Origin of the sequence: Kribbella voronezhensis, assembly GCF_004365175.1 — a bacterium.
GTDB lineage: Bacteria > Actinomycetota > Actinomycetes > Propionibacteriales > Kribbellaceae > Kribbella > Kribbella voronezhensis.
In genome coordinates, this window is record NZ_SOCE01000001.1 from 1,648,698 (window position 1) to 1,666,600 (window position 17,903).

A 17,903-nucleotide genomic window follows, 5' to 3' on the forward strand; every position below is an offset into this window, starting at 1 on the left:
GGTGAATCCGTGGTCGGCACGGATGTGGCCGGCAGGCCCGCGCCGCGAAGCTCGCCGTAGGAGAACAACTCTTCCCTGGAGGCAATGATGAGTACGACGATGACGACTTCGCGGCGGATCCGGCCGGGCATCGTGACCCTGTGGGTGGCCCAGGTGGCGCTGGCGTTCTTCTTCGTGATGGCGGCGCTGCCGAAGCTGACCGCGGATCCGGCGATGGTGGAGCAGTTCGGCTCGATCGGCGCCGGCCAGTGGTTCCGGTACCTGGTCGGTTCCCTGGAGCTCGCCGGTGCGATCGGGCTGCTGATCCCGCGGCTGTGCGGGCTCGCGGCATCCGGTCTGGTCGGGCTGATGGTCGGCGCGACCATCACCAACGTCTTCGTGCTGGGGATCTCGCCGGCGATTCCGCTGGCCTTCCTCGTCTTCGCCGCCGCGATCGCCTGGTTCCGGCGGGCGTCGGTGCGGGAGCTGGTCCGGCGATGACTGCCACGGCGTTGGACGGGCTGCTGCTGCGGCCGGGCGAGGCGGGTTACGACGCGGGTCGCGCGGTGTGGAACGCGATGGTGGATCGGCGGCCGGCGGCGATCGCCCGATGCCGGAGTACGGCGGATGTGGTGGCGGCGTTGCGGTACGGGCGCGAGGCCGGCCTGGAGATCGGTGTGCGGTGCGGCGGCCACAGCTTCCTCGGGTTGCCGGTGGTGGCGGACGGCCTGCTGATCGACCTGTCTGCGATCAGCTCGGTGACTGTGGACCCCGCCCGACGCCTGGCCCGAGTCGGTGGCGGCGCGTTGCTCGGTGCGCTCGACGTGGCGACGCAGCGCTACGGGTTGGCAACCACGGCCGGGAACGTGTCGCACACCGGCGTCGGTGGCTTGACGCTCGGCGGTGGGATCGGCTGGCTGGCCCGGGCCTACGGGCTCAGTTGCGACAACGTCACGTCGTACGAGCTGGTCACTGCCGATGGTTCGGTACTGCGGGTCAGCGCCGGGGAGCATCCGGATTTGTACTGGGGGTTGCGCGGGGGCGGCGGGAGCTTCGGGGTGGTGACGGCCTTCGAGTTCCGGCTGCATCCGGTAGGGACTCGCGCGTTGGTCGTGGATCAGTTCTACGAGCTGCCGGATGCGGCCGAGGCCTTGCGCGGCTGGCGGGAACTGCTCGTCGATATGCCTCGGCTGGCCACTCCGGTCGCGCGGGTCGGGCAGCGCGACGGGCGGCTGATGGCGGGCATCGGATATGTGTGGGTCGGCGATCCGGAGGAAGGCCTGCGGCTGCTTCCGTCGTACCAGGAGATCGGGAAACCGGTCGAGACCCAGGTGCAGGAGCTGAGCTACCTGGAGCTGCAGACCCGGCTGGACGACACCGAACGGCATGCGGTGCGGCGCTACTGCAAGGGTCACTACCTGCGTTCGCTGCCGGACGCGGCGATCGAGGCGTTCCTTGCCCCGAACAACAATCCGGGTGCGCGCCTGACGCTCAACGGCGGGGCGATCGGTGACATCGCCGACGCCGACACCGCCTTCGGCCACCGCGACGCGCTGATCGAGTTCACCACCGGCGACGCCTGGACCGACCCGGCCGACGACGAGGCGCGCATCACGGCAGCGCGCACCTACGCGGCCGGCCTGGAGCCTTACACCAGCGGTTCCTACGTCAACACGATCGCCGACCAGGACCCGGCCGCCGTACGTCGGGCCTACTCGCCGGCCAAGCTCGCCCGGCTGCACGACCTGAAACGCAGCTACGACCCGGACAACATCTTCACCCGAACCCCACTGGGCAGGATCGCCTAGGGGTGCCGATTCCGACTGTCAGCAACCACTGCACTGCGAGGACCTGCCGGTGTGAGCGACAAGTCCTCGCCTGCTGTGCACACGATTTACAGCGGTACCTTCCACTTCTGTGGGTCGAGGCCGTTGCAGTCGTAGATCTGGAGGTCGGTGCCGTCGACCGTCGCGCCGTTAGGGGCGTCGAGGCAGCGTCCTGACTGTGGGTTCAGCAGCGCGCCATTGGCTTGAGGCTGCCAGATCTGACCACCTGCCGGGCCGCAGTCCCAGAGCTGCACCTTGGTGAAGTTCGCCGTACCGTTGCCGACGATGTCCAGGCACTTGCCGAAGGCACGGATCTTGCCGTCGGTCGCCAGGCTCCACTGCTGACCCGGTACGCCGTTGCACGTCCAGAGCTGGACGACGTTCCCGCTGGTGGAGGTGTTGGTGTCGACGTCGACGCACTTGCCGGCGGCCGCGGGCCCGGTGATCGGTCCGGTCGGCGAACCGGGCAGGTTCCACTTCTGCGAGTCGAGCCCGTTGCAGTCGTAGATCTGCAGCTTGGTGCCGTCGGTCGTGGCACCGCTTGGGCTGTCCAGGCAACGACCGGACTGCGGGTTCAGCAGCGCACCGTTGGCTTGCGGACGCCATTGCTGTCCACCGGCCGGGCCGCAGTCCCACAGCTGCACCTTGGCGAAGTTCGCCGTACCGTTGCCGACGATGTCCAGGCACTTGCCGAAGGCGCGAATGGTGCCGTCGGCCATCATCGTCCATTGCTGTCCGGGCACGCTGCCACACGTCCACAGCTGTACGGCGTTCCCGTTGACCGCGGTGTTGTGGTCGACATCCAGACACTTGCCGGCCGCCGCGGGGCCGGTGATCGCGCCGGTCGGTCCACCGACGACGCCGGTACCGAAGCGGACTTGGCACTGGTTCCCGGTCCCGAGCCACGTCGCGGCCAGGTAGAGGAACGACGTACCGTTGCTCGACGGGACGATCGGCGAGCTGTACCCGGGACAGCCAGGGGCACCAGGGCCGTAACTGCCCGTGGGGTTGACGTTGACCGGGGCTTCGAGCTCGGTCCAGCTGCCGGTGCCCAGCGAGGTGTTTGCCAGCAGCACCGATCCGGACTCCGCCATCACGGCCTTGTTCCCGGTCGGTCCGGTCACCACTCGCTGGCCGGAGAGCACCAACGTCCCGTTCGGCCCACCGCCTGGGATCCAGGCGACGTACGGCGTGTGCAGCAGGTGGCGGCCGTCAGTGGTCTGGGCGAGCGTGCCAGGACTGTTGGTCGGCGCCCAGTTCAAACCGTCAGGGCTGGTCTTGAGGTACACCTCGCAGGCATGGTCCGCGTTGGTGGCGTCGCGACAGAGCTCGTAGGACATCAGGAACTGGCCGTTGGGAAGCGGGGTGATGATCGACATACCAGGCCGGGCCAGATTGTCGGCGGGGAACGCGACGTCCGGGGTGATGGCGGCGCTCCACGTCACGCCACCGTTGGTGGAGGTGTAGTGACCGATGATCTGGTTGTTCGTCGGCGAACCCGCTGGGCGTTCGTCGGAGATGAAGCAGGCGAGGGTGTTGTTCGGGGCGAGCAGGAACCACGGCTCCCAGATGCCCTGGCCGATGGTGTTCGGCTGGCCGCTGGTCGACGTGCAGTTCGACAGGTACTGCCAGTGGGCGCCGTGATCGGTGCTCTTGAACACCTCGATCTTCTGCGCGGTGAAGTTGCCCTCGTCCCAGGCCGTACCGGCGGCGAGCAGGTCGCCCTGGTTGAGGCCGTTCGCGGTCCGCGGCACCTCGTAGATGACCGGCGCGCCGAGATCCCAGCCGGCCGTGTTCGAACCGATCGTGCTGATCGGGCTTGCCCCGAAGGTAGCGCCGCCATCTGTACTGCGGTAGACCGGGAAGCTGCTCGGCCCCGGTTCGTTGCGGTGGGCAAAGGTCGCCAGCACGGTCCGGCCGGCGTTCCCGTCGTGGTCGAGCCGGATCGCCCGCGGATAACTGGCGTCGGCATTCGGATAGCTGGACAGGTTGGGGCTGTACAGCACGTTCCCCGGCGGTGCCGCGGTGGCCGGCATCGCGACGAGAGCGCCGGCGATGATGCCGGCGGCAACCAACAACCTACGGATGAACATGAAACCTCCACTGACGAAGGGCGGGTGGGTCGAGAGGTCCCCGAGATCAGTACTGCGTGACGTCCGCAAAGCTGCGGGCGACCGTCGTGCCCGCCGCGTCGGTGATCCACAGGTGCAGACGCCCGGAACGAGCCACCGGAATCACAACCTCGAGCGGGTCGGTGACGGCGAACGGCTTGGCTTCGACCGGCGCGGAACCGACGGCCCCTGACAACGACCAGTGCAGCGTTCCCAGCAAGGGTTCGGTTCCGTGGTGGGAGACGCGTACCGGCACAGTCGCAGAATCGGTCGAGACCACCAGGTCGCGGCCCGGGGCTTCCGGAGTGACGTCGACAATGAGCGTGGTTTCGGCGTGGACATCCGACGGGACGGTGCCGCCCAGATCCTTCGTGCGGCGGTCGTAGGTGTAGATGCCGACCGTCTCGTGTTCGATGTCGTACAGCTCGGTGTAGATGTAACCGGCGTTGCGCGGATGCCTGCGGAGTTCCTGGGTCTGCCAGCGCAGGTGCCATCCACGCTCGACACTCGTCGACCCACCGCCGTACTCGCCGTTGAGCTGCGGCTTGTCTCCCGGATCGAACCCAGGTGCCGCAATCACCTTGTCCACCACGAAGTCCGGCCCGAGCCGCACAGGGAAACTCCCGTCGGCGGTGTTGATCAGGCGATCCACGACCGCGGCCCACGACGTGGCGTCGTCGTCGTAGTAATGCCAGTCGACCAGATCCGTCTCGACGTGCGCCCAGCCCGAGTTGTCGACGACCGGGCGACTCGGATCCAGCTGCCGGATGAGCCGGTACGCCCGGCGTACGGCGTCCTGTTTCGCGGGATCACCAGGGACGTCCCAGTCCAGGCCCCACTCCTCGTTGTACGCGGCCCAGATCACGATGCTCGGATGATTGCCGTCCCGCGCCATCATCCCGGCCGTCACGTCCTCGAAGGCGGCGACGGCCTCGTCGGTGAACCGGCCGGTCGACGGTGGTTCGGCCCACACCAGCATCCCCAGCCGGTCCGCCCAGTACAGCCAGCGCGGGTCCTCCAGCTTGATGTGCTTGCGGACCAGGTTGAACCCGGCTTCGCGCGCCAGCTCGAGATCCCGCCGCAACGCCTCGTCGCTCGGTGCCGCGTGACCGGCCGACGGCCAGAACCCTTGGTCCAGCACACCCCGCACGTACGTCGGTACGCCGTTCAGCGTCAGGTTTGGGCCCTGCCACTCGATCTTGCGCAACCCGGTGTAGCCGCGAACCGTGTCCTCGCCGGCGGTGACGACGACGTCGTACAGGTAGGGATCCTCTGGGCTCCACAGGCGCGGCTCCGGGATCGGCAGGGTGATCGGACCCGGGAGTTCGTCGTACTCGCGGACGACGACGCCTGGGATCTCGATCCGGATCGGGGCCGGGCCCACGACCGTGACCTCGATGCCGTCCAGCGCCGGGGTCGGGCGGAGGTCGAGCTGCGAGATGTACTCCGGCGGGCGCGGCTCGAGCCACACGGTCTGCCAGATTCCGCTGGACGGCGTGAACGCGCAACCGTCGTAGTCGTCGGCCGGCAGGCTGCGCTGCTTGCCGTGCGGGATGAACCGCTTGTCAGTCGGCGCCTGCACCCGCACCAGCAACGTCCCGGTGCCCGAGGAGTCGAGCAGGTCGGTGATGTCGGCCTCGAACGGCAGGTAGCCACCTTCGTGCTCGACGGCGAGCTGACCGTTCACCCACACGGTCGCGTGGTGGTGAACCGCACCGAAGTGCAGGATGGTCCGCTCCGCCGCCCACTCTGCGGGTCGATCGATGTGTCGGCGATACCAGGCCGTCGGCAACCAGTACGCCATCACGCCGGAGTCGGGGTGCTCCCACGGGAAAGGCACGACGATGGTCTCCGGGAAGTCCGTCGGGTCGTCCGCGCCACGAGCGAAGTCCCATTCGCCGTTCAGAGTGAGCCAGCGCGACGAGCGGTCGAAATGGGGACGTGGGTATTCAGGACGGGGTGTGTTCATGGTTGTTTCTCCAAGTCGGGACGTCAGCCTTTGAGGCTGCCGGCCATGACGCCTTTGATCAGGTGACGTTGCAGGACGATGAAGACGGCGAGGACGGGAATGGCGGCCACAGTGCTCGCGGCGAGCAGCTGACCCCAGACGCTGGTCCAGTCCGCTCCGAGCTGCCCCGAGCGGATGTTCTGCGCCAGCGCAGAGAGCATCACCTGCAGGGTCTGGTGTTGCTCGTCGTTCACCGCCACCACGGGCCAGACGAAGTCGTTGTAGATGTTGATGAAGCTCAGTACGCCGAGGGCCGCCAGCCCGGGCCGGATCACGGGGAGCACGATGCTGGCGAAGATCCGCAGTTCACCGGCGCCGTCGACGCGGGCGGCGTCGAGGAGTTCGTCGGGGATCGCCATGATCACCTGCCGCATCCAGAACACGCCGAACGCGTCGATCGCGCCGGGCAGGATCAGCGCCTGGAACGTGCTGACCCAACCGAGCTGACTCATCTCCAGTAGCAACGGAATGAGCAGCACGAGTGTCGGCAGCATCAGCGTGGTCAGCACGGTGCCGAACAGCAGCCGCTTGCCCGGGAAGGCGTACTTCGCGAAGGCGAATCCGGCCATCGGGCAGAAGATCATCGTCAGCGTTCCCTTGAGCACGACGACGATCGCGGTGTTCCGGAAGCCGGTGCCGATCGGGATCGTCTCCAGCATCGCGCGGAAGTTGTGCAGCGTCAGCCGGCCGGCGTCGAAGCTGAACGGACGGGCGATGATGTCGCCACCGGGCTTGAACGCCGAGGCCATCATCCACACCAGCGGCGCGAGACTGATGCCTGCGGCAACGATCAGTAGGGCGTAACGTCCGGCGGCGCCCAGCCGGACGGATCCCGTACGGGTACTCATGAGTCCTCCCTCGACCGCAGCAGCCGGATCGACGCGACCGACAACGCCAGCACCATCAGCACGAGCAGCATCGAGTTCGCTGCCCCCAGTCCGAGGTCGGAGTTCGTGATGTGCTTGTAGAGATAGAGCCCTGCGGTCCTGGTCCCGTTGAACGGTCCGCCGCCGGTGACGACGTACGGTTCCGCGAACAGCTGGAACACGGTCAGCGTGCCGATCACGACGACGAAGCTCAGCGTCCGCGTCACCAGCGGGACGGTGATCGACCAGAACTGGTGCCACGCGCCGGCGCCGTCGATCCGCGCCGCCTCGTAGACGTCCGACGGGATCGTCGACAATCCGGCCAGCAGCAAGATGACGGCGTACCCGGTCGTGCGCCAGAGCACCAGCAGTGCGACCGTTACCTTGGCCCACACGGAGGTGGTCAACCAGCCGACCGCGGGCAGGCCGAGCGAGGTCAGACCGTGGTTGACCGCGCCGAAGTCCTTGTCGAACAAGATGATCCACACCTGCGCCATCGCCACCAGCGGAGTGACGAAGGGCGCGATCAGCGCGGCGCTGAACAGCCCGCGGAACCGCGCCTTCCGCAACGCGACGGCGATGGTCAACGCGAGCAGCACCTGCGCCGGTACGACGAGCAACCACAGGACACCCGAGGTCGCCATCGACTGCCAGAAGTCCGGACTGGCCAGCAGGTACCGGTAGTTGGCGAACCCGACCACCTTCAGCGCACCGGCACCGTGCCAGTTGGTGAAGCTCAACTGCAGCGCGAAGAAGATCGGGTACGCGCTGAAGGCCGCGAAGACCAGGACGAACGGTGCGACGAACAGGTACGGCGCTGCTTTGACCCGGCGTCGCCCTGACGTCCTCGCCTCCCGCCGTGCCGCCATCGCTTCGGTCACGGTCACCATCAACTGGGCCCCATCAGGTTCTTCTGGATCTGGGTCGCCGAGGTCTTCAGGACCTCATCAGGGCTCAGTTGGCCGGCCAGCATCTTCTGCACGTTGACACCGAAGTAGTCCACGGCCTTGCCCCACCAGGTCGGGATCGCGTAACCGCCTGGCACCTGCTTGCCTGCCTCGACCGCGACCTTCCACAGATCCTGACCGCCGAGCGCCTCGATCGGCTTGAACAGCGGGGTGTTCGGGTCCAGCGCCGGCAGGTACGACGGGATCGAGGTGTTCAGGCCGCCCGGGTACACCGTGTTCGGGCCGTAGACCGTCGTGTACCCCTCCTTGCTGAAGACCAGGTGCTCGTAGAGCCGCCAGGCCAGCTCGGGATTCTTCGCCTTGGCCGGGATCACGAACGACGAGCCGCCCATCACACCCGCCCGCGGACCGCCGGCCTGCCATGCCGGCAGCGCCGCCGCCCGCCACTTGCCCTTGCTGGCCTTCAGCAACTGCTGCGGCGCGAACACGAACCACTGCGCCCACGGCACGAACACCTGCGTCCCTTTGTCCTGCGTCTGCAGATCCGTCGGCTGGGTGTACTTCGCCAGCGTGCCCAGCCCCTCCGACCGGACCGTGTCCAGCCAGGTCAGCGCCTTGCGGTACGGATCGGAGTCGATCGAGAGTTTGCCCTGGGCATCGATCATGGCGCCGCCCTGCTGGTTGGCGAACATGTCGATCCACAACTGCGCCAGGAACTGGTCGTTCTCCAGGTGGATCGGCCTGGCCTGCGGGAACTTGTCCCGGACCGTCCGCGCCGCCCCGAGCAGAGCGTCGTACGTCGTCAGACCCGCCGGGTCGACGCCTGCCTGGGTGACGATGTCCTCGCGGTAGAACAGCAGACCGGGGTCGAGGTCCCACGGCACCGCGACCACCTTGCCGTCGACGGTGACGACACCGAGCTTGTACGGCGCGATGTCTGCCTTGTACTGCTCGATCAACTGGCTCAGATCGTGCAGATGTGGCGCGACCCCGGTGAGCAGAGAGTCGTCGTAGAACGCGCCGTCGGGCACGCCGGCGCCGCTGATCAGCGTGGCCGGGAGCTTGGCGTTGATGTCGACGGCGAGGTGGTTCACCTTCACCTGCGGGTACTTCGCGGTGAACGACGCGATCGCCTTGTCGAACACCTTGTACAGGTCGCCGGTGCGGTCCCAGATGGTGAGCTCACCCGACAGCGCGGTACTCGACTTGCTGGTCGGCAGCGGATCACTGCCGGTCGTGTTGCCGGGAGCGCAGGCACCGAGGCCACCGGCAACCAGGGCGGCACCGGCACCACGCAGTACGGCGCGGCGGGAAACCGGGGATGAAACGGAATTGATCATGGCGCGTCCTCAAGGGGAACCGGACCTTCAGCCGAAGCCGGTGACTTTCGTATGATCCTTGCAACGTTGCAAACGGTGTTGAAACGCTAAGCTTGCAACGTTGCAAGTGTCAAGAGGTCGAATCAACGCCAGCGAAGGGGTGCGGAGTGGGTGCCACACTGCGTGAGGTCGCCGAGCGGGCCGGGGTCTCGGTCCGGACGGTGTCGAACGTCGTCAACGATTTCGCTCAGGTGGCGCCGGACACCCGGGCCCGGGTGCAGCGGGTGCTCGACGAACTCGGGTACCAGCCGAACGCGGTCGCCCGGACGCTGAGGCGCGGGCGGTCGGGGCTGATCGCGTTGGTTCTGCCCGAGCTGGACGTCCCCTACTTCGCCGAGTTGACCCGGGCGGTGATCGAGCAGGCGGCCGCGGCCGGGTACACGGTCGTGGTCGACCAGACCGACGGTGATCCGGTGCGCGAGCGGGAGCTGGTGATGCGCGGCAACCGGGCCGCGATGTTCGACGGGCTGATCTTCAACCCGCTGGCGCTGGGTGACGCCGACCTCCGCGACCGGCCGTCGTCGACGCCGGTCGTGCTGCTCGGTGAGCGGGTGATCCAGGGCGGCCTGGACCACATCATGATCGACAACGTCGGCGCCGCCCGGCTGGCGACCGAGCACCTGGTCGACCTCGGCCGTCGCCGGATCGCGGCGATCGGCGACCAGTCCGGCGAAAGCCGCCGGACCGGCCGCCTCCGGACCCAGGGCTACATGACCGCCCTGCGCGCCGCCGGCCACGAGATCGTCCCCGAGTTGATCCGTCCCACCGAGTTCTTCCACCGCTCCGACGGCGCCGCCGCGATGTCCGAGCTGCTCGCCCTCCCCGATCCCCCCGACGCCGTCTTCTGCTACAACGACCTGCTGGCGCTGGGCGCGCTCCGCACCATCCTCAGCCGCGGTCTCCGCGTCCCCGAGGACATCGCACTCGTCGGCTTCGACGACATCGAGGACGGCCGCTACAGCACCCCCAGCCTGACCACCATCCGCCCCGACAAGACGCAGATCGCGACGCACGCCGTCCAGCTCCTGCTCAACCGCCTCGACGGCGACCAGTCCCCGCCGACCGAGATCCCCGCCGACTACGACCTCGTCATCCGGGAAAGCACAGCCTCCTGAACGGCCGCTCCCCCACGTCGGCGAGTAGGAGGCAACTTTTCAAGGCGAGTGAGGTGATGGCGTGGCCCCGTGCTGAGGAGCCAAGAGGCGATCGCCGCTGAGTTCCTCGTACTGGTCGGGGTTCGCGAGGACGGTCGAAGTGCAGCCGGATCGGCCGCACTCGCAGGCGAACGGGAACGTCGGTAGGTCGGCGAAGCCGCGGTCGGCGCGCCAGAGCCGCAGTTGCCGGCAGGCAGCCGTGTTCTCGATCTGGCGCTGGCGGCTCAGCTCATCACCGGGTCGCAGTCTCCGAACGTCACCCAGCGTCGTCTCCACCATCGCCCTGATCGCATCCCAGTCAGGGTCCGCCTCCACCTCGATCAACGGCAGCCCGGCCGCGGCGACCTCCTCCCGCACCCACCGCGCCAGGAACTCGTCGCGCGCCAGCAAGGATTCCAATCGCGCTCGGGCCTCCGGATCATCGACCGCGTCGAGCCTTTCCTCGCGCGCCTTCCGGGTCAGACCTGCATCGGCAACCAACCAGATCGCTGCCAGGACGGCAGGTCCGAGCATCGACGGAAACAGTTGTGGGCCCTCGACCAAAGCCGGTACTTCGCCGAGTCCGCGCGCCCTGACGTCTTCGAGGATCACCGGCAGCCGCACCCGGGAGATCTCCACGAACACCTCCGCGGCCGCCTGCGGACCTTCGACAGGCTGCTCGGCCAGCAGCCTGTAGGCGGGCAGCCGCTCGAGATGGTCGTAGGTCCACAGATCCACCGGGTGCAACGGCAGATCTCCGGCCCGCGCCAACTGCCTCGCGATCGTCGACTTGCCCGCGCCCGGCGCCCCACCGATCCAGAGCATGCTCGTCATCCGCCCAGGTTCGCAGACGACCGGCTCGCAGCCTCAGCCTGTGGTTGTTCGGGAGAGGGTTGCTCGGGCGAGGTCGTGGCCTAGTTTGCGGCCGGCGTAGTGGTCGAGTCTGGTGTGGACGCCGGCGTAGATGCGGCTGAGGCCGGCTTCGTCGGCGACGGCCTGGAAGGTGGCGAAGTGGCGGGTGACGCCGGGGAGGACTTCGGAGGTGACGGCGAGGCGGTGGCCTCGCCCGAACTCCGCGGTCAGCACTGTCGCGCTGGTCTGGGAGATGACGCTGTGGGCGCCGGGATAGGCCGGATCCGGCGGTGTGGTGCCGAGGCTGTTCCAGGCCGGGTCCGCCTCGGTGGCGGGGTTGGTGTCGTCACCGGCCAGGCGGATCGCGGTGATCGGTCGCCAGACGCGGTAGTGGTATTTGGCGTCGTAGAACGCGATGACCGCGTCGGCCAAGGCCAGGTTGAGGTGGGCGAAGATGCGGGCGGTCTCCGCCAGATCCTTGCCCTCGGCAAGCACCACGGTCTGGGTGATCTCGTTCCAGTAGTTCCAGATCGGTGCCGCCCAGAAGTGGGCCTGCTCGGTCTGATCGCCGGTACGGCTGGTGCTGGTGTCCTGGCCGAGGCGTTTGACCTCGTTGGTCGCGGCGGCGTACCGGCGGCTGCTCAGCTCCGGATAGGCCTCCGGCAGGAACCGGTCGACGCGGTCGACGACGAACGGGGTGACGTGTGCCCAGTGGGTGAAGACGGCCGGCAAGAACCCGGGCGGTGCCGGCCGGTACTGGCCAGGTTCGGTGCCCGCCGGCAGCGGCGATGGAGTGGCCGACGACCCGTCGTTCCTGCGCAGGTCGAGGAGCCGCCGGGCGGCCAGGCGTCCCACTCCGATCCCGGCTTCGCGAGCGTGCCGCTGTTCAACTGTGGCCAGGTCAGCTGCCAACTGCCGGTCAAGCGACGCAGCCTGGGCCGGGTACAGGGCGACCAGTACGTCGTGGGCCGCCTGCGCGGCGGCCGCGACCGCCGCCCCGGCCGGGTGTGCGAGCAGGTAGGACCTTCCCGAGCTGGTGACAGCGTGGTGGATCGCGGCGTGCAGGATCGCGAAGCTGCGGGTCGGGTGGACGGTGGCCGGCTGAGCACCAGCGGTGCGGAGGATGCGGAGCAAAGTCTGATTCCAGGCGACGACCACACCGCCGCCGCTCCGGCCGCCGTGGTGCGTGCGGAGGTTGGGGGTGGCGGCGGCCGTAGTACTGGCTCCTACGGCCGATGCCGCCACGATCGTGCCGCCGGCGAGGAGGAGATCTCGACGCGAGACCGGAGATGTCACGATGACTCCAGGGAGAGATTTCGATGGACACCAACGGATAGGCGGTGGGGTTACAGCCCGGCCCGTGTAACCCCCTCGCCTATTACCTGGTGTGGTGTCGATCCTGACTTGGAGTGGGCGGTGACGCGTGGCGGGACAACGGTTCTGGGGTCGGCGGAGGGCGGACAGTGAGCCCGCTCCGGATGACGGTGTGGCCGCACCGGTTCACCTGCACGTGGTGAGCGACGACAGGTACCCGGACTGGGAGGCGGTCTACAACGACAACGTCGACCGGGTCTACCGGCTGATGTACGCCAAGGTGGGCAACCGGCCCGACGCGGAGGATCTGGCCGCGGAGGTGTTCGTCACCGCGCTGCGGCCGTTGCGGTTGGCCGCGAGCGTCGGCGAAGTACGGGCGTACCTTCTCGCGACCACGCGGACCGTGCTCGCGGGGTACTGGCGGCGAACGCTCGGCCGTGAGATCACGGTGCTCGAGGAGGACTGGGCACTGGTCGAGCCGGCCGCCGACTCGGGCCACACCGGTGCCGGGGCTCGCGCTGAGGCGATCCTGGCCGAGTTACCCGAGCGGTACCGGCGCATTCTGCAGCTACGGTTTCTCAATGCGTGTTCGCTGAAAGAGGCCGCGGCGGAATTGGGAGTGACGGTGGGCAACGCGAAGGTGCTTCAGCACCGGGCGCTTCGTCAGGCCGCGGTGGTGGCAGACAGGATGGAGGCGTGACCATGCGTGGAGTGCGCCGCTTCGTCAAAGACCTGCTGCGAGGGCGTCGGACCAAACCCTTCACCGTTGACCGGACCGACGAATCGCAGCTCCGGACCGCGATCGCACTGAAGGCCGGCGGCGCTGACACCGGGCCGAGCCCGGAATTCGTCGAGTCGCTTCGCGAGCGGCTACGGACGGAACTGGACGACAACCCACCGGTTGAGCTGCCCCGGGGCAACAGCCGCCGCCGGTTCGTGACGTCGGTTGCGGCGGCGTCGGCGGCTTCGATCGGGCTCGGCGCCGCGATCGAACGGGGACTGAGCGGCGCCGGCAGCGCGGTCACCGCAGAGCCACCACCGGCCGACCAGACCCTGATGCCCGACAACGGGGAATGGCGCGCAGTCGTCGCCGCCAAGGACCTCCCCGACGGCAGCGTGCGGCCGTTCGACGCCGGCACGATGATCGGCTTCGTCCGTCGCACGAGCGAAGGCCTGTACGCCGTATCGGGCGTCTGCACCCATCTGGGCTGCAAGCTGGCCTTGGACGGACCGGCGCGGCAGCTGAACTGCCCGTGCCACAACGCCGCGTTCGCCGTCGACGGATCGGTCTTGCACCACCGCCTCCCGACAGCGCTGGCGCCCTTGCCGAAGCTGATGGTCCGCGAGTCCGAGGGAGTGATCCAGGTCTTCGTGCCGCCGCAACCGGCGTAACCCACGCGCCTATTGACAGGCATGAGAAACAGCCGTGGAACACGACGCTTCATCACCGCGCTCGCCGCGGCCGTCAGCCTGACGGCCGTGGCCGCGTGTGGCGACACGAAGCCCCAGTCCCAGCCCATCCCCTCGGCGTCGGCCGGGGACACCTCGTCGGCGCCTTCAACGATGCCGGGTATGTCGATGTCACCCACCGATGCGCCGACCGGTCCGGCCGTCGCGACCCAGTCGGTGAAGATCAAGGAGTTCGCCTTCGGTCCGGCCAGTATCACCGTGAAGGTCGGCGCGACCGTGACGTGGACGAACGGTGACCAGGATCCGCACACGGTCACCAGCCAGGCCAAGGACGGACCGTTGAAGTCGGCAACGATGAACAACGGCGACACCTACCAGTACACCTTCACCAAGGCCGGCACCTACAACTATCTCTGCACGATCCACCCGTTCATGACCGGCACCGTGGTGGTGACAGCGTGAACGCCGACGGCCAGGACTCAGCACCTGTCGAGGACGACCTGAGTCCCGAAGGGATGACGCGACGCCAACTGCTGCGGCATACCGCATGGTTCGGGGCCGCTGTGGTGCTCACCGTCACCGGCGGCGAGGTCATCAGCCAGATCGCGCGGCCGGACGACGTACCTCCCGCGCAGGCTGCGCCCGGCGCACTGCGGTTCATCCAGATCAGTGACAGCCATCTGGGCTTCAAAGGCCCGGCCAACACCGGGGTCGAGGAGTCTTTCGCCGAAGCCATCCAGCAGATCAACGCCTTGCCGTACCGCGCGGACTTCGTCATGCACACCGGTGATCTCACCCATCTGTCCACCGCCGGCCAGTTCGACCAGGTCAAGCAGATGATGAGCGAGCTGAAGACCGGTCACGTGTTCACCGTCCCCGGCGAGCACGACTCCATCGACGACGCGGGCCAGAAGTACCGCAAGGCGTTCGGTGCCGGGACTGCCGGCGACGGCTGGTACAGCTTCGACCTTCAGGGCGTGCACTTCCTGTCCCTGGTCAACACGCTGAGTCTGGAAAAGCTGGGCCATCTCGGCACCGAACAGCTCGAGTTCGTCGAGAAGGACGTGGCCAAGCTGTCCTCGGACACCCCGATCGTGGTGTTCAGCCACATCCCGCTGTTCGCCCTCTATCCGCAGTGGGGCTGGGGCACGGACGACGCGACCCAGGCCCTCAGCTACCTCAAACGGTTCTCCTCGGTCACCTGCCTCAACGGCCACATCCACCAGCTCTTCACCAAGACCGAAGGCAACGTCACCTTCCACAGCGCGACCACCACCGCCTATCCGCTGCCGCGTCCCGGCGAACGCCCCGCCCCGACGCCGGTCACCCTGCCGGCCGGAAAGCTGAAGGACGCCCTCGGGATCCGCGAAGTCAGCTACCTCGAAGGCACCCGGAACCTCGCGGTCAAGGACGTGAAGCTCGCATGAGGAAGGCCTTCGCGACTCGTCTGGCGGTAGCCCTCTGCCTGGCGACCAGTGGCTACATCCACGCACAGCTCTACGTCCGCGGCTATCACGCCATCCCCACCATCGGGACGTCCTTCCGGTGGGACGCTGCGGCATCGTTCGCTGTTGCCGCGCTCCTCCTGGTCGGCAGCCCCCTACTTCTTCGGCTCGCCGCAGCCGGCTTGTGCCTGAGTGGACTGGCCGGCTTCACCGTCTCCCGCACGATCGGCCTGTTCGGCTTCACCGAACGCGGCTGGCAGCCCGCCCCACAAGCTCTCCTGAGCGTCCTCGCGTGGATCGTCGCGCTGGCGCTCCTCCTCACCTCCTTCCTCAGCGAGCGAAGACACCGCGGAGAGAGACACGACACTCTGAGCGAGCCAGTCAGGGCGTGAGGACGATCCGGCCGAACACGGTGCCTCGGTCCATCAGGTCGTGTGCCTCGGCCGCGTGATCGAGGGGCATGGTCTGGTGGACGACGGGGTGCAGTTCGCCGCGGACGGCGGCCTCGAAGAGGTCGGCGCGAACGGCCGCCCGGGTGGCCGGAGCTGTCGTCGCGAGGCTGAACGTGGCGACGGACCGCGACTGCTGGAACGTCTGGAGCAGCCGCATCCCGAAGTCGGCCGGCGGGAACCCGGCCACCGCTCCGACGAGGATCAGGCGGCCGTTCGGCGCGAGCCGGTCGATGAAGGTGGGCAGGGCGTCCCCACCGACGATGTCGATGACGACGTCGTACAGTTCCGGCGCGCCCTGCCCGCCGTACCCGGCCCGATCCAGCACATGTGTTGCCCCGAGTCTTTCGAGTTGCCGACCCCGGTCAGCAGCTGACGTGGTCACCGCGACTACGGCCGCTCCCCCGCGCGCCGCGAGCTCCACTGTCGCGATACCGATGCTGCCCGCGGCTCCGCGGACCAGCACCGACTCGCCCGCGACGAAATGTGCGTGGGCGAGGGCGAAGTGGGCGACTGCGGCTGCGCTGCCGAGGGTCACCGCGCTGATCGACGTGAGGCCCTCGGGGAGGGGCGTCACGTCCTCGAGATACGCGAGCGCCTGCTCGGCGTACCCGCCTTCGGTGCCGGTGAAGGCCCAGACTCGCCGTCCGATCCACACCCGGTCGACGTCGTCCCCGACCGCGGTGATGGTCCCCGCGACCTCGCTGCCGGGGATCATGCCTCGGGCGAACCCGGCGCCGAGAGTACCGCGACGGATCACCGCATCGACGCCGCCGACGCCGATCGCCTCGGTCGCGATCACCACTTGGCCGGCTCCGGGCACCGGCTCCGGTACGTCGACCAGCGCCATCCCGCTCGGGTCGCCGAACTCCCGGATCGCTATTGCTCGCACCACTTTCTCCTTTTCACCGCGCTACAGTTCGACGGTAGTGGACGCCTCCGTCCACTTATCCCAAGTGAGAACGCCAGGTCAGCAGATGTCTCAGATGCTTCGCGCCGACGCGCAGGACAACCGCGACCGGATCCTCACCGCCGCGCGGACCCTCTTCGCCGACCGCGGACTCGACGTCGGGATGCGCGAGATCGCCCGCCGTGCAGAGGTCGGCCCGGCGACTCTGTACCGCCGCTTCCCCACCAAGCAGGCGCTCATCGACGAGGCGTTCGCCGCCGAAATGGGGGCCTGCCGGAGGATCGTCGAGGAGGGCTGCGGCGATCCCGACCCGTGGCGCGGGTTCACGTCCGTGGTGAAACGCCTCACCGCGCTGAACGTGCGCAACAAGGGCTTCGTCGATGCCTTCCTGTCCACCGGCCCGCCGGGAGCGGCGTTCTCGGAGCATCGACGCGAACTGCTCGCGATGCTCAGCGCGCTCGCGAAGAGAGCACAAGCCGAAGGCAGACTCCGCACGGACTTCGTCATCGACGACCTGGTACTCGTCCTGCTCGCCGGCCGGGGCCTGGCGTCCACCCTCACCAGCGCCCGGGACGCAGCCGCACACCGCTTCGCCACCCTCGCCATCGACGCCTTCCGCAGTACGTCGAAAAGAGCTGACGCGGTATAAAGAAAGTGCGTGTTGACACCACCGTGAAAGGTCTGGCTCGAGGAGGTGCAGTCGTGACCACGCGACCGATTCCTGACCTGTACGCGATCCTCGGCGTGCCTGCTACAGCCTCGGACGACGAGCTCGATCGCGCGTTCCGCCGCCTCGTCCGCCGGCTTCACCCCGACACGCGCACATCGTCAGGGCCGGACGCTGCCGCCGACCAGCGCCTACAGGAAATCCTCGCCGCGTACGACTGCCTGCGGGACCCGGTCCGCCGAGCCGCCTACAACCGCACCCGGCCGGCGACCACACCTCGACCTCACGTCCGGGTCACACCCCGGGCCCCGCTTCGGATCAAGCCCGCCCTCCGGGTCGGCCCGGTGCGCTGGCAACCGCTCCAGAGCCGGCCCCGGAACCGCGCAGAGTGAGGGCGGCCGACGACAACGGTGGCGTTCAGTCTCGCGGCAACTGGTCGTCAGGATCCTCCTCGGCCGGTGTCTCGTCCTCGTCGGGTTCGCCGCTCTCGGCCAGCGGCTCGTCGTCGGGGTCGAAGGTGTCGTTCGCCGCATCGGGGGCCGGGTTGTTGTCCGGGTCTTCCGGCCCCTCGAACGGCATCGGGGTGAACTGGCTGCTGCTCATCAGCGGACTCCTTGTCGATAGCGATTGCCTTCCCGCAGTACCC

At 68.2% G+C, this 17,903-nt stretch carries 19 protein-coding genes; 10 read left to right on the plus strand and 9 right to left on the minus strand.

Annotated features, from left to right (window positions below; translation table 11 throughout):
* The first annotated feature begins 99 nt into the window (after positions 1-99).
* Both EV138_RS07305 and EV138_RS07310 read left to right on the plus strand, forming a co-directional pair.
* Entirely contained in the window at positions 100-480 is a 381-nt protein-coding gene (locus EV138_RS07305; RefSeq protein ID WP_238157996.1) for a DoxX family protein, read from the plus strand.
* On the plus strand, positions 477-1,787 hold the full coding sequence (locus tag EV138_RS07310; RefSeq protein ID WP_133977646.1) for an FAD-binding oxidoreductase: 1,311 nt from the start codon (positions 477-479) through the stop codon (positions 1,785-1,787). Before EV138_RS07305 ends, EV138_RS07310 begins: the two co-directional genes overlap by 4 nt.
* Before the next feature lie 86 nt (positions 1,788-1,873).
* On the opposite strand, the gene EV138_RS07315 is transcribed toward EV138_RS07310, so the two are convergent.
* From EV138_RS07315 to EV138_RS07335, 5 genes are read right to left on the minus strand one after another with little or no spacing between them, the layout of a single operon-like run.
* Positions 1,874-3,898, minus strand: a complete 2,025-nt coding sequence (locus EV138_RS07315) for a ricin-type beta-trefoil lectin domain protein (protein ID WP_133977647.1) — start codon at positions 3,896-3,898, stop codon at positions 1,874-1,876.
* A 46-nt stretch (positions 3,899-3,944) separates the two neighbouring features.
* Positions 3,945-5,885, minus strand: coding sequence for a glycoside hydrolase family 2 protein (locus EV138_RS07320; protein ID WP_133977648.1), 1,941 nt, complete (start codon positions 5,883-5,885; stop codon positions 3,945-3,947).
* Positions 5,886-5,908: 23 nt separating this feature from the next.
* Positions 5,909-6,772, minus strand: a complete 864-nt coding sequence (locus tag EV138_RS07325; protein WP_133977649.1) for a carbohydrate ABC transporter permease — start codon at positions 6,770-6,772, stop codon at positions 5,909-5,911.
* Positions 6,769-7,680 carry a carbohydrate ABC transporter permease gene (locus tag EV138_RS07330; protein ID WP_133977650.1) on the minus strand — a complete coding sequence of 304 codons (912 nt, stop codon included), beginning with the start codon at positions 7,678-7,680 and terminating at the stop codon, positions 6,769-6,771. Before EV138_RS07330 ends, EV138_RS07325 begins: the two co-directional genes overlap by 4 nt.
* Positions 7,680-9,038 (minus strand): ABC transporter substrate-binding protein, encoded by a 1,359-nt coding sequence (locus EV138_RS07335; RefSeq protein ID WP_133977651.1) that lies wholly within the window; start codon positions 9,036-9,038, stop codon positions 7,680-7,682. Before EV138_RS07335 ends, EV138_RS07330 begins: the two co-directional genes overlap by 1 nt.
* 146 nt (positions 9,039-9,184) lie before the next feature.
* Here EV138_RS07335 and EV138_RS07340 point away from each other — a divergent pair, with 146 nt between their 5' ends.
* Complete coding sequence (locus EV138_RS07340) at positions 9,185-10,192, plus strand: LacI family DNA-binding transcriptional regulator (protein ID WP_133977652.1); 1,008 nt, start codon at positions 9,185-9,187, stop codon at positions 10,190-10,192.
* A gap of 39 nt (positions 10,193-10,231) precedes the next feature.
* On the opposite strand, the gene EV138_RS07345 is transcribed toward EV138_RS07340, so the two are convergent.
* Together EV138_RS07345 and EV138_RS07350 are read right to left on the minus strand one after the other, a co-directional pair.
* Positions 10,232-11,044, minus strand: coding sequence for a hypothetical protein (locus tag EV138_RS07345; RefSeq protein WP_202866650.1), 813 nt, complete (start codon positions 11,042-11,044; stop codon positions 10,232-10,234).
* Between the two features lie 33 nt (positions 11,045-11,077).
* Positions 11,078-12,358, minus strand: coding sequence for a vanadium-dependent haloperoxidase (locus EV138_RS07350; protein WP_133977653.1), 1,281 nt, complete (start codon positions 12,356-12,358; stop codon positions 11,078-11,080).
* A 217-nt stretch (positions 12,359-12,575) separates the two neighbouring features.
* Between EV138_RS07350 and EV138_RS07355 the strand changes: the two genes are divergently transcribed.
* From EV138_RS07355 to EV138_RS07375, 5 genes are read left to right on the plus strand one after another with little or no spacing between them, the layout of a single operon-like run.
* The gene (locus EV138_RS07355; RefSeq protein ID WP_202866651.1) at positions 12,576-13,076 is read left to right on the plus strand and encodes an RNA polymerase sigma factor; all 501 of its coding nucleotides are present in this window, start codon (positions 12,576-12,578) and stop codon (positions 13,074-13,076) included.
* 2 nt (positions 13,077-13,078) lie between these two features.
* Positions 13,079-13,768 (plus strand): Rieske (2Fe-2S) protein, encoded by a 690-nt coding sequence (locus EV138_RS07360; RefSeq protein ID WP_238158406.1) that lies wholly within the window; start codon positions 13,079-13,081, stop codon positions 13,766-13,768.
* 21 nt (positions 13,769-13,789) lie between these two features.
* Positions 13,790-14,248: a cupredoxin domain-containing protein gene (locus tag EV138_RS07365; protein ID WP_133977655.1), complete on the plus strand. Its 459-nt coding sequence runs from the start codon at positions 13,790-13,792 to the stop codon at positions 14,246-14,248.
* Positions 14,245-15,213 carry a metallophosphoesterase family protein gene (locus EV138_RS07370; protein ID WP_202866652.1) on the plus strand — a complete coding sequence of 323 codons (969 nt, stop codon included), beginning with the start codon at positions 14,245-14,247 and terminating at the stop codon, positions 15,211-15,213. Before EV138_RS07365 ends, EV138_RS07370 begins: the two co-directional genes overlap by 4 nt.
* Complete coding sequence (locus tag EV138_RS07375) at positions 15,210-15,623, plus strand: hypothetical protein (protein WP_133977656.1); 414 nt, start codon at positions 15,210-15,212, stop codon at positions 15,621-15,623. The genes EV138_RS07370 and EV138_RS07375 overlap by 4 nt, the downstream gene beginning before the upstream one ends.
* On the opposite strand, the gene EV138_RS07380 is transcribed toward EV138_RS07375, so the two are convergent.
* Entirely contained in the window at positions 15,613-16,572 is a 960-nt protein-coding gene (locus tag EV138_RS07380; RefSeq protein ID WP_133977657.1) for a zinc-binding dehydrogenase, read from the minus strand. The genes EV138_RS07375 and EV138_RS07380 overlap by 11 nt on opposite strands.
* An 85-nt stretch (positions 16,573-16,657) precedes the next feature.
* On the opposite strand from EV138_RS07380, the gene EV138_RS07385 reads away from it, so the two are divergent.
* Both EV138_RS07385 and EV138_RS07390 read left to right on the plus strand, forming a co-directional pair.
* Complete coding sequence (locus EV138_RS07385; protein ID WP_133977658.1) at positions 16,658-17,239, plus strand: TetR/AcrR family transcriptional regulator; 582 nt, start codon at positions 16,658-16,660, stop codon at positions 17,237-17,239.
* 53 nt (positions 17,240-17,292) lie between these two features.
* Positions 17,293-17,649, plus strand: coding sequence for a J domain-containing protein (locus tag EV138_RS07390; protein WP_133977659.1), 357 nt, complete (start codon positions 17,293-17,295; stop codon positions 17,647-17,649).
* A 25-nt stretch (positions 17,650-17,674) separates the two neighbouring features.
* Here EV138_RS07390 and EV138_RS07395 read toward each other — a convergent pair whose 3' ends face one another.
* Complete coding sequence (locus EV138_RS07395; protein WP_133977660.1) at positions 17,675-17,860, minus strand: hypothetical protein; 186 nt, start codon at positions 17,858-17,860, stop codon at positions 17,675-17,677.
* Positions 17,861-17,903: the final 43 nt, after the last annotated feature.

Coding starts and splice junctions, on each gene's coding strand:
- EV138_RS07305 (WP_238157996.1), top strand. CDS start 100: ATGACGACTTCGCGGCGGATCCGGCCGGGCATCGTGACCCTGTGGGTG.
- EV138_RS07330 (WP_133977650.1), bottom strand. CDS start 7,680: ATGGTGACCGTGACCGAAGCGATGGCGGCACGGCGGGAGGCGAGGACG.
- EV138_RS07345 (WP_202866650.1), bottom strand. CDS start 11,044: ATGACGAGCATGCTCTGGATCGGTGGGGCGCCGGGCGCGGGCAAGTCG.
- EV138_RS07385 (WP_133977658.1), top strand. CDS start 16,658: ATGTCTCAGATGCTTCGCGCCGACGCGCAGGACAACCGCGACCGGATC.
- EV138_RS07320 (WP_133977648.1), bottom strand. CDS start 5,885: ATGAACACACCCCGTCCTGAATACCCACGTCCCCATTTCGACCGCTCG.
- EV138_RS07375 (WP_133977656.1), top strand. CDS start 15,210: ATGAGGAAGGCCTTCGCGACTCGTCTGGCGGTAGCCCTCTGCCTGGCG.
- EV138_RS07365 (WP_133977655.1), top strand. CDS start 13,790: ATGAGAAACAGCCGTGGAACACGACGCTTCATCACCGCGCTCGCCGCG.
- EV138_RS07335 (WP_133977651.1), bottom strand. CDS start 9,038: ATGATCAATTCCGTTTCATCCCCGGTTTCCCGCCGCGCCGTACTGCGT.
- EV138_RS07395 (WP_133977660.1), bottom strand. CDS start 17,860: ATGAGCAGCAGCCAGTTCACCCCGATGCCGTTCGAGGGGCCGGAAGAC.
- EV138_RS07360 (WP_238158406.1), top strand. CDS start 13,079: ATGCGTGGAGTGCGCCGCTTCGTCAAAGACCTGCTGCGAGGGCGTCGG.
- EV138_RS07325 (WP_133977649.1), bottom strand. CDS start 6,772: ATGAGTACCCGTACGGGATCCGTCCGGCTGGGCGCCGCCGGACGTTAC.
- EV138_RS07310 (WP_133977646.1), top strand. CDS start 477: ATGACTGCCACGGCGTTGGACGGGCTGCTGCTGCGGCCGGGCGAGGCG.
- EV138_RS07315 (WP_133977647.1), bottom strand. CDS start 3,898: ATGTTCATCCGTAGGTTGTTGGTTGCCGCCGGCATCATCGCCGGCGCT.